General features: G+C 64.9%; 9 protein-coding genes and 1 pseudogene. 2 read left to right on the top strand and 8 right to left on the bottom strand.

Going from position 1 to position 9,679, the window contains the following annotated elements:
• Positions 1–275: 275 nt before the first annotated feature.
• The 4 genes from AB0H84_RS52715 to AB0H84_RS52730 all read right to left on the bottom strand — a co-directional run bounded on the left by AB0H84_RS52715 (position 276) and on the right by AB0H84_RS52730 (position 4,954).
• The gene (locus AB0H84_RS52715) at positions 276–950 is read right to left on the bottom strand and encodes an aminoglycoside phosphotransferase family protein (protein ID WP_357622161.1); all 675 of its coding nucleotides are present in this window, start codon (positions 948–950) and stop codon (positions 276–278) included.
• A gap of 269 nt (positions 951–1,219) precedes the next feature.
• Positions 1,220–1,690 carry a hypothetical protein gene (locus AB0H84_RS52720; RefSeq protein ID WP_357622163.1) on the bottom strand — a complete coding sequence of 157 codons (471 nt, stop codon included), beginning with the start codon at positions 1,688–1,690 and terminating at the stop codon, positions 1,220–1,222.
• Between the two features lie 164 nt (positions 1,691–1,854).
• On the bottom strand, positions 1,855–3,270 hold the full coding sequence (locus tag AB0H84_RS52725; protein WP_357622165.1) for a hypothetical protein: 1,416 nt from the start codon (positions 3,268–3,270) through the stop codon (positions 1,855–1,857).
• 1,066 nt (positions 3,271–4,336) lie between these two features.
• Positions 4,337–4,954, bottom strand: coding sequence for a site-specific integrase (locus tag AB0H84_RS52730; protein ID WP_357622167.1), 618 nt, complete (start codon positions 4,952–4,954; stop codon positions 4,337–4,339).
• On the opposite strand from AB0H84_RS52730, the gene AB0H84_RS52735 reads away from it, so the two are divergent.
• Positions 4,863–5,081 carry an EF-hand domain-containing protein gene (locus AB0H84_RS52735; protein ID WP_357622170.1) on the top strand — a complete coding sequence of 73 codons (219 nt, stop codon included), beginning with the start codon at positions 4,863–4,865 and terminating at the stop codon, positions 5,079–5,081. The genes AB0H84_RS52730 and AB0H84_RS52735 overlap by 92 nt on opposite strands.
• 327 nt (positions 5,082–5,408) lie before the next feature.
• Here AB0H84_RS52735 and AB0H84_RS52740 read toward each other — a convergent pair whose 3' ends face one another.
• The 3 genes and pseudogenes from AB0H84_RS52740 to AB0H84_RS52750 form a co-directional block, all read right to left on the bottom strand.
• Positions 5,409–6,353, bottom strand: a complete 945-nt coding sequence (locus tag AB0H84_RS52740) for an acyltransferase domain-containing protein (protein ID WP_357622172.1) — start codon at positions 6,351–6,353, stop codon at positions 5,409–5,411.
• 340 nt (positions 6,354–6,693) lie between these two features.
• On the bottom strand, positions 6,694–7,212 hold the full coding sequence (locus AB0H84_RS52745; protein ID WP_357622174.1) for a GNAT family N-acetyltransferase: 519 nt from the start codon (positions 7,210–7,212) through the stop codon (positions 6,694–6,696).
• A 360-nt stretch (positions 7,213–7,572) separates the two neighbouring features.
• Positions 7,573–7,863, bottom strand: a pseudogene (locus AB0H84_RS52750) (integrase core domain-containing protein); the annotation flags it as partial.
• Positions 7,864–7,947: 84 nt separating this feature from the next.
• Between AB0H84_RS52750 and AB0H84_RS52755 the strand changes: the two are divergent.
• On the top strand, positions 7,948–9,324 hold the full coding sequence (locus AB0H84_RS52755) for an IS30 family transposase (RefSeq protein ID WP_357622176.1): 1,377 nt from the start codon (positions 7,948–7,950) through the stop codon (positions 9,322–9,324).
• On the opposite strand, the gene AB0H84_RS52760 is transcribed toward AB0H84_RS52755, so the two are convergent.
• On the bottom strand, positions 9,279–9,679 hold a 401-nt coding region (locus tag AB0H84_RS52760), incomplete at its 5' end, for a recombinase family protein (protein WP_357622178.1). The two genes, AB0H84_RS52755 and AB0H84_RS52760, sit on opposite strands and share 46 nt — an antisense overlap.

Raw genomic sequence — 9,679 nt, forward strand, 5'->3', positions numbered from 1 at the left:
CGTGCGGGCGCTGCTATTGCTGAGGTGTTGGGGTTGAGTGCTTCTTGAAGCACTCAACGTTGTTGAACAATGCCTCCGCCTTTACAACGTAGATCAGGCGCGGTCACTTCTGAAGGACTTGCCCCCTTCAACCGCACTGAGCCAAAGCACGTTAGTTGTCACATCAGCAGGCTTGTTGTCACCGGATGTCGCGACACGTGTGCCGGGACTTGCTTCACCAGCGAGGCCTTCACCTTCCGTCCTTGACGATGGAGGCAGTCATGCCTTACCCGGCATCATCGCAGAGCGGCCAGCAAGAGATTCTTATGCTGGTGAATGAGCTGGCGATCAGTGGTGGTCTTCGGGTCGTCGAGGTTGGCTGCTTCCCTCTCGGCGATGCTGGTCTGCTGGCGGATCATGGAGTCCAGGAGCTGTTCGGAGGCAACGGTGCCGTAGCCGTCGCGGAGTTCACGCAGATGCAGAGCCTGTTGGTCGATCGGTACTCGGCCTTGGGATTGGATGCACCAAGTCCAGGCCATGTAGCCCAGGTCGTCGAGCCGATTGCCTGGGCGGCATGATGACCAGTCGATGAAGGCCACTGGCAGGCCGTGCTGGAAGATGGTGTTGAAGGGTCCGGGGTCGCCATGGATGACGCACTCCTGGCCGGCGGCCAGGATAGTTCCGGCGGTTGCCTCATGAAGAGTGCGCAGCATCCGACCGCCACGCGCGTAGGCGCCGGGTGCGCGCTGGGTGGGATGGTTGGTGGTGGCGCCCGGGACGAAGGTGAGGATGTCCCGGTCCTTTTCGTCGATGCCCCGGTAGCGCGGAGCGTGCGGATAGCCGACGGACTCCAAGTAGGTCAGTACCTGGGCGGCGAAGTCGGCGCGGTTGTCGCGTGCGCGGCGCACCGTGTCACCGACACGCACGACTTCCGCGGCATTGTTGCCGCCAACTAGAGGCACTTCGCTCACAACACCATGATGAAGGATGCGAGCTGTCACCCTGGTGACAGGTACCACGCCTTATCGGGGACAACAAGCGTGCCGAAACCAGCAAGAGCAACGCCGGCTGGTAGCGAGAGCCCGCGTGAGCCGGGTGGAGAACGAGTGGTCCCGAAGGTCCAGGGTGATGAACAGCTCGCCGACGTTGATCGCCACCCGCCCCTCCCCCCTCGTGGGGTCCAGAAAAGGAAGGGAAGGACAGGGGCGACGCTCCAGAGCGGGGCGTCAGGCCCCGCGCATCAGGCCAGGCCGAGGACCGACGCGTACTGCAGGCCCTTGTTGACCGTCTTGGATGTCGGTTCGGCCTGCGGGTAATTGTTCGTCACGTTCACCACGGTTTGGTTGCCGTAGTGGCCGCCGACCATCCCCGGGGTGAGCGTCGCGACCGGCTTCGGCGTGAACGCCTTCGTCAGCTGACCCGCGACCCTGGCCGCCCTCGCGAGCATCGTCGGTGCGGCCTCGGCGATGCCGTGCTCCAGGCCGGACATCGTGAACGCGCCGATCTCGGCGAAGATCTGCGACGGCGATTTGATCTTTAGCGACTTCTTGATCTGCGCGACCAGGGCGTTGGCGATGTCCTTCATCGCCGCCTCGATCTGCTTCTTCTGCGAGACGATCCCGGTCAGGAACCCCTTGCCCGCGTTCTTGCCGACGTCGAACATCGCGTTGGCGGCGGCCTTCCCGGCCTGCTTGGCGGCCTTCTCGATCATGCCGTACGTGCTGTTGATGCTCTTGAAGGTGGCGGAGTCCGCCTGAAGAATCGCCTGCTCCAGCTCGGTGCCGGCGTCGGGTCCCGCCTCGATGATCTGCTGCAGTAGTCCTTTGGACAGGCCGCGCTTGGCCAGCTTCTTGATCGTGTTGGCCCAGGTCTTGATCAGCGCGCATCCAGCCCTGGTCGGACCAGGCCACCTCGTCGATCCAGGCTGATGTGGAGCTCTGGTTCACGCTGGCGAAGCGCACGGCGTCCCAGGTGTTGGAGACCGCAGCGTTGGATCCGGAGAGCTCGATGGTGGGAGTGGCCGCCTCCGGGGTGGCATAGATGCGAGCCACCACGGAGCCGCTCGTATCGCTGACGGCCTGCATCTCCAGCCGAATCCACCCGTTGGGGCAGGGTGAAGGCCTTCGTGTCGAGATTGTTGTATGTGAAGTCCGTGTTGCGCCACAGGGTGATCTGGCTGCCGCTGATGTCCAGGCCGAAGTGGTCGCCGTTCGCCAAGGCTATCTCGATCAGGCTGTTCGAGGGGCTTGCGGGCCTGGCGTACCAGCGGGCCCACCGTGTGCCGGTCCCGGACAGCTGGTGCTGGACGTAACCAATCGCGCCAGCCGCTATGTGGGCCGACAGCGGCCCGCGATGCCTGGGCGGAGCTGTAGGTGATGCTGCCTGCGGCGTTGAACGCGGTACCAGAAGCGCCACCGGAGTTGGCTGGCGTGATGGCGGCGCCATCGGTGCCGCCGTCAAAGGAGTTGCTCGCTCCCGCCACGCTCCTCTCCCTTCTCTCCGCAGGAGATGGGGTGCGGTCCCGGCCCCATGCCGCCCCTCAACAGCAGAGGACCAGGGACCGCACCGGGCTCGACGCTGGCGGCCGAACAGCGCCTGGACCAGATCGAGGCTGATGCGGCCGTGCATCCACCACGGGTCATCTCGCGACCACTCACCTTCGCGGGCCCACCACTGCCAGCGGATCGCCCAGTCGTCGACCGACACGTTGATCACCCGCGACGTGTAGCCCTCGGGGATGAGGCGGCGCTGCAGCCAGGTGCCGAACCCTTCGGTGTGCAGGTACAACACGCCGAACGGCCACATGCGCAGATGCGCCGCGAGGGTGTGTTCCTCGCCGGCCGCGCCGATGGTGACCTCGGCGGAGAAGACGCCGAACGTCTTCCCAAGGACCAGTTCGCCGCCGAGCGTGCCGGTCGGCATGGTGGGCCAGCGGCCGGGCAGGTGCATGCCTCCCTTGATGACCGTGTTCCCGGGACCGAGGAGTGCCCCCATCATCGGGCCGTTCATCTCGTCCCCTGCGTATGGCCCGTCGTAGGGCTGGCGGACCTCCCAGCCTTCGGGGTCGAGGCTGCCTTGCGGGTCGGGCCGGACGCCGCACCGGTCGCACGTCACCCAGCGGGCCGCATCAAGGCCGGGCTTGTGCGGACCGTACCCGTCGACCATGGGCCGGTGCCCGCGCAGTCGGCACCGCAGCATGAGCCGGGGCACCTTGTGGATCCAGAAGCCGCGGTGAGCGAGCATGCCGCGCTGGCGGCCGTCCGCTTGAGGTAGTCGATCGAGTGCCACCACACGGTCAGGAGACCTCCGGGCGTGAGGGGCGAGGGCATGCGAAAGGCCCTGGACCGGGGAGTATCCAGGGCCTCGCTTCTGATCATGAATCTGAGACGTGATCGTTTCAGGGGGTACCCGAGGTATCGGGACGCTCGCGTTCGTGCGGGAGAGACGCTCTCAGCGCGTCATCCGAACCGTACGCACGGGAAGAAACCTCGCGTACCTACACGAATTCCAGACTGATCACGAGAGTACACACGGTTGTCAAGCCATGGCAAGAGACCTGCTCGACTGTATATCCACCGTCGGCGTCCACGTCATAGCTCCGTTAGCCAACATAGAAGGCAGCTCAGGGGATGGAACGTTGGATACCAACGCCAGGATGCGATGACTGTTGGGCGAGAGATGCCGATGCTCTACAAGATGCTGGCGTAGTCGGCTGCACAACCATAAGCCAAAGGCGTTGGAACGCTATACGGCATCGCTGTAGTCGAAACCATAACGCAGCGGTTCCGGTAGCCAAAGAGTCGCCCGAGATAAATAGCCTGTCGTATTCGATGCGTAAGGCAAAGTGCGGCCCGCCTTACGCGACGCCTTGCTAAGATACGAGACATGCCAGCGGGTACTCTCGCTGGACCACGACGGGAGGGAACTCCACCGAGGCCCGTCAAACCATCGAGGAGCCCCCTCCACGCCGCTTCTGCGGTCCAGCGGCCTTCTGTGAGGCTAGCTGGGCCGCAGGATCATGGTTAGCTGTAGCGCAACCAGCGCGATCTCTAAGCAGATCAGCACTTTCTGCGCGATATCCCAGCCGTCGGGGCCTTGACCCCCCATGCCAGCACCTCCCTCCTTACTCGGCACAGACGTCCAGCGCCGAGTCGTCTTCGCAGGGGAAGGCAGCACTTATGTTAGTGGAATCGCGTCCCCCTAGTGCCCATTCCTGATAGCTCATCGGTGTATTCGGCTAGACAATTCTCGTCAAGTCATTGTCTAATACCGTCTCGCTATAAGGGATTGGAATCCCTGCCCCCTCATGTCCGGGCAGCGTACGCCGGGCATGGCTGCAGCCCCGTGCAGATTGCCCTTACTCGATCGCCGCGGCGACCAAGTCGGACGGGTCGTCCTCCAGCCGTCTGGCGGTGGTCAGGTAGATGTCGGTGGTTGAGGAGTTCACGTGGTCGAGCGCCTCCTGGATCTTCTTCACGCTGACACCTGCTTCCTCCGCCAGGGTTGCGAACGTGTGTCGCAGCTGGTGCGGGTGCAGTCCGAGATCCCGGACTGGCGGCCCGTGCGTTCTAGCAGCTTGTACACGTCCTTGCGGTCGAGCCGCCGCCCCGAAGTGGACGCGAACAGCGGCCCGCTCAGCTGCTTCACCGCCACTCCTGCGCGCTGCGCGCGGTCGAGCAAATACACGTCGATCGCGTGCGCGGCGGCCAGCGGGACCTTCCGCGTCTTCGGCTTGTCGCCCTTGCCAACGATCAGCGTGCGATGGCCGCGCTCGTACCGCCACTGGCGTCTTTAGGTCCGTCATCCCTAGCGTGGGGTGCAGGCTCGTGCTTCGATGTTGCTTTGTCCGTACATCGCATGGATCGCACGATGAGAGGTTACCCATGCCGGATCTTGACGACCCGACCGCCACGTTCCAGGAGTTCGACCGCGATGGGGACGGATACATCACGCGCGATGAGTTCGCGCTCGCCATGAACGCGCGCGGCGAGGAGGTCACCGCCACGGAGCTCGACTCGATCTTCAAGGTCTCGGACGAGCACGATGGGGACGTGGACGGGCGCATCTCATTGGCAGAATTCCTGGTGGCCTGGAACAAGTGACGGCGCGCTTGCCTACCGTAAACGATCATCCGGTCGCCCAGTAGGCAGGCACCCGGTGGTACCGACGCACGTACTCCGGCTGAGACTTGCCGGCCCACCCCTTCCGCCACTACATCGCGCGTGCGCGCGTTAGCCTCCCCACACTCCGGAGCCTGGGCCTGAACTTCCATGAGGCAGGAACAACCGGGTTAGGGATGCTTCCTGTCCTGTCTCGTTGGACTTGAGGCATGAGACCTCCTTGAACTGCGGCGCCTCAGAATCGGCGAGACGAATGGCTGATGCCCCTCTCATTGATCATGAGGCGGATCTGTGGACGTCTCGGCCCGGCTAGATTGGGAAGCGGCCGCGGCGGATGTGCCAGTGGCGACCGGCCTTCAGGTGGTCGACGATCGCGCGCTGGAGCACGGTGCGGCGCGGCAGCTGGTCGAGCGGCGTCGTCAGGGTGCGGAACACGAACCGCAGCACCTCGACGTCGGCGTCCTGCCCTTCCGGCTCCTCGTAGGGCTCCAGCTCGAACCTCCGCTGGAACCTGATGATGTTGGAGTCCCCGGGCAGGTACTCCAGTAGCTGCGGGTCGAGCAGCCACGAGCCGCAGGAGAAGGTCGTGTAGCGCTCGTCGGGAAAGTGGCGTGGGAAGAAGGCGCGGGCCTCGTCGAGCGACGCCGCGACCGCCTCCGGGGTCATCGGCCCCGACTCGGGGATGTGCAGGTCGATGGTGGTGCCGCCGCGCTGGTGCTGCAGCCGGCCCAGCTCGTAGATGCCGCCGCGCGCGTGCAGCGTCAGCCAGCTCTGCATGACCGGCCAGCCCTCGCGCTGCATCCGCCGGTCGATCGCAAGATTGCGGCCCAGATCCGCGAGAGTCACCCACGACACGGCATCGGCGATACCGTGGTCCCGGTGGTACCCCCTGACGACGTCGACCAGGGCCAGGTACACGTACACGTAGAAATGCCGCCAGGCGGGGCCCCGTTCGCGCGGTAGCTCCGGACCGGGCGACAGCCAGCCGTGCCCCCCGAGGTCGGCGCGGACCAGAGCGATCGAGCGATCGAGCAGCCAGCGCAGCTCCGGAGTCCACAGGGGAGAGTCGGGGTCGGGCCAGCCCGCCATGATCTCGGCGGCGTCGTCCGGCCGCACCGCGAGCCGGTCGAGGATCGCGGCCGCGTCGACCTTGGCGGGCAGCGGAGCCGACTGCGGGTCGCTGGCGAGCCGGTGCACGCGGACAACTTCCTCGACGGGTACCCCGAGCCGGGCGGCGATGTCGTCCAGATCCACGCACACGATCCTACGATCACCGCCAACGCCGTGTCCTGTTTGTTGATCTCCTGCTTTCCTCGGCACGAGAGGACTGCAAGCAGGGGCACCGACTGCCTCCAGTCGGTGAGACGGCCGACAGGATCCTCACCTCTGATGAGACTGCTTCGTTCCGGATGAGACGGGGCACTCCCCGGGTCGCCGATTCCCGTGTCTCGGCTCAGTGGAAATGATGTCCCGACAACGCTCTGAGCTGGAGGCATCAGTTCTCCTGATCCGCCATGGACCTGGCTGGCTCAGTGAAAGTGATGCGTTCAGGATGCGCAGCCGGGTCTGACGAGGAGTTTCCGACGAGCTCACCTCAAGAACTGCTGATCATCCGTGTTCGTAGCGGCTTAATCAGGAACCGGCATGGGTCGGCGACTTCGTGCCGGATGCCATGGTCGTCGATGTAGTGGTAGCGGTCGAGGTATAGACAGCCAGTTTCCTCGTAGCCGAGCCGGAGATAGAGCGCGGCCGCGCGGGGGTTGTGGTCATCCACGCCCAGGCCTATGTAGTGGTTGCCGCGTTGAGCGGCGATAGCCTCGGCGGCCTGGATGATGGTGGTGCCGATGCCTTGGGATTGTCGGTCGGGCGGCCAGACGGCCAGGCCGTTGAGTTCGGGGCAGTCGGGGTATCGTTCGTGCACTTCGGCAGCCGCGCATCCGCGCCACCGAATCTCCCCGTGTCCCACTGGGATGTCATCGATCCAGGCGGTCAGAAACGTGCTCAGTCCCTGTTGCTGGCGATGGAAGCGGACTTCGTGAACGCGGGTGCGGCCCGAGGGGATGCGGTGCTCCAGCAAGGAAAGGTCGTCCTCGTGGCACTCCCGGATGATCATCGTTCGAGTTCCTTCCCGAGGCTGTGCTGATCATGACTTGCCGTTGATCTGGCTTGCTCAATGACGGTGATGCGCGTAGAACCGGGGCAAGCGCCCTAACCCCGCACCGCCTTCTCCTGCCCGCACCGACACGACAGCGCCCTCACCATGTCCCACGACAACCATGAAGCAGCGCTGATCATCACATGCCAGACAGCGGTCGCGCATCACTTTTACTGAGCCCGCATCAGATCCGGTGAGTCACGGCATCGGATTGGCTGAGCCGCGTCAGTTCCACTGAGCCAGGACAAACGTGCACAATCTCGCATATCGTGACAGGTCCCGTAACTTGGTAGAACGTCGGGTTTTATGGACGGCTGCCTACTGGGTTTCTGCTGTCGTGACGGGGTTGTGGTTGTGACGGTAGTAGATGGCTTCGAACTCCGCTGGCGGCTGGTGGCCGCAGGCGGTGTGCAGCCTTCGGTGGTTGTACCAGTCGAGGTATTCGAGCGTTGCCAGTTCCACGGCGTCGAGTCCGGTCCAGGGGCCGTGGCGACGGATCAGCTCAGCCTTGAAGATGCCGTTGAAGGATTCGGCGAGGGCGTTTTCATAGGAATCACCGCGGCTCCCCACCGAGCTGAGGGCGCCGGCCTGGGCCAGGCGCTCGGTGTAGGGATGGACAGGTATTGGGTGGGTTCAACTGGTCGTCGCAACACCTTGAACCGGAGGTGTTGCATGGGAAGACCAGCGGGGTGGATGACGACTCGCACGGGACGTCCGGCAATGCGGTCGCCGGGACGGCCCCCGATCCGTAGGGACGTGGAGCGAGCGTTCTGGAAGAAGATCGCCGAGGGACTGACTAGCGAGGATGCCGCTCTTGCGTGCGGCGTGTCGGGACCGGTCGGGTCCCGGTGGTTCCGCGAGGGTGGCGGCATGCCGTTGATCGAACTCAGCCCGCCATCAGGCAGGTACCTGTCGTTCACCGAGCGCGAGGAGATCGCCCTGCTCAAGGCTCAGCACAAGGGCGTTCGCGAGATCGCGCGCTGTCTGGGCCGGTCGCCATCAACCATCTCGCGGGAACTGCGGCGCAATGCCGCCACGCGGGGTGGCCGCCTGGACTACCGGGCATCGATCGCGCAGTGGAAAGCCGAGCTGATGGCGCGGCGCCCCAAGACACCGAAACTGGTGGCCAATGACCAGCTGCGGGAGTACGTGCAGGTCCGGTTAGCCGGTCAGCTCCAGTGTCCGGACGGCAAACCGGTAACCGGTCCGCGGCCTTCAGCCTGGAAGGGCCGTAACAAGCCCCGGCGTCGAGACCGCCTGTGGGCGCTGTCGTGGAGTCCTGAGCAGATCTCCGACCGACTCAAGGCGGACTTCCCCGAGGATGAGTCCATGCGCATCTCGCACGAGGCGATCTACCAGGCCCTGTTCATTCAAGGCCGCGGAGCGCTCAAACGCGAGCTGGTCGCCTGCCTGCGCACCGGTCGTGCGCTGCGTGTCCCACGTGCCCGCAGCCGGCGTCAAACCAGCGGCCATGTCACGCCGGACGTGGTGATCAGTCAGCGGCCCGCTGAGGTGGAGGACCGCGCCGTCCCAGGCCATTGGGAAGGCGACCTCATCATCGGCGCCGACCGCTCCGCGATCGGCACTCTGGTGGAGCGCGCGACTCGGTTCACCCTGCTGTTGCACCTGCCCCGGATGGGGGGCTACGGCATTGAGGAGCGCGTGAAGAACGGCCCGGCGCTGGCCGGCCGCGGCGCCGAAGCCGTGCGAGATGCGATCGCCAAAGAGATCACCGGATTGCCCGAGCAGCTACGCCGCTCACTGACCTGGGACCGTGGAACGGAGCTGGCCCAGCATGCTCAACTGCGCATCGACACCGGCCTGAAAATCTATTTCGCCGACCCTCACAGCCCCTGGCAGCGTGGCACCAACGAAAACACCAACGGCCTGCTGCGCCAGTACTTCCCCAAGGGCACCGACCTGTCACGGTGGAATGCCGAGGAGTTGGTGGCCGTAGCATCCGCGCTCAACACCAGGCCGCGAAAGACCCTCGGATGGAAGACGCCTGCAGAAGCCTTCAGCGATCATTTAAACTCGCTGCTGAACAGCAGTGTTGCGACGACCCCTTGAACTCGAGTTGAACGCCGCGGTCGGAGTGATGCACCAGTTGCGACAGCGCCGAACCGGGAGTACTTCCATACGAGGATCGCCTTGGCTCCGCCTTTCTCCACGTGGGAGATGGCCGCCATGATCGTCCGCTGAAAGTTCCTCCCGGACACATCGAGGTCTTCGATCCAGCCGCTGTCCGGCCACTTGCCCGGCGGGATGTAGTAACTCCGCCGGGCGGCTAACGCTTCGATCGCGTCACGCTGGATTGCTGGCGAGATCTTTTCTTCCAGCACCACCGGGACCCTGAAGCGGCGGCCCCGCCGCCGGGGGGGCGGGGGGGGCGGGCCGCCCACGCGCGCGGCGGCGGGCGTGTAGC

The organism is Nonomuraea sp. NPDC050786, from assembly GCF_040654115.1.
GTDB lineage: Bacteria > Actinomycetota > Actinomycetes > Streptosporangiales > Streptosporangiaceae > Nonomuraea.

Coding starts and splice junctions, on each gene's coding strand:
- AB0H84_RS52720 (WP_357622163.1), bottom strand. CDS start 1,690: ATGATCGAGAAGGCCGCCAAGCAGGCCGGGAAGGCCGCCGCCAACGCG.
- AB0H84_RS52735 (WP_357622170.1), top strand. CDS start 4,863: ATGCCGGATCTTGACGACCCGACCGCCACGTTCCAGGAGTTCGACCGC.
- AB0H84_RS52730 (WP_357622167.1), bottom strand. CDS start 4,954: ATGGCGAGCGCGAACTCATCGCGCGTGATGTATCCGTCCCCATCGCGG.
- AB0H84_RS52745 (WP_357622174.1), bottom strand. CDS start 7,212: ATGATCATCCGGGAGTGCCACGAGGACGACCTTTCCTTGCTGGAGCAC.
- AB0H84_RS52755 (WP_357622176.1), top strand. CDS start 7,948: ATGACGACTCGCACGGGACGTCCGGCAATGCGGTCGCCGGGACGGCCC.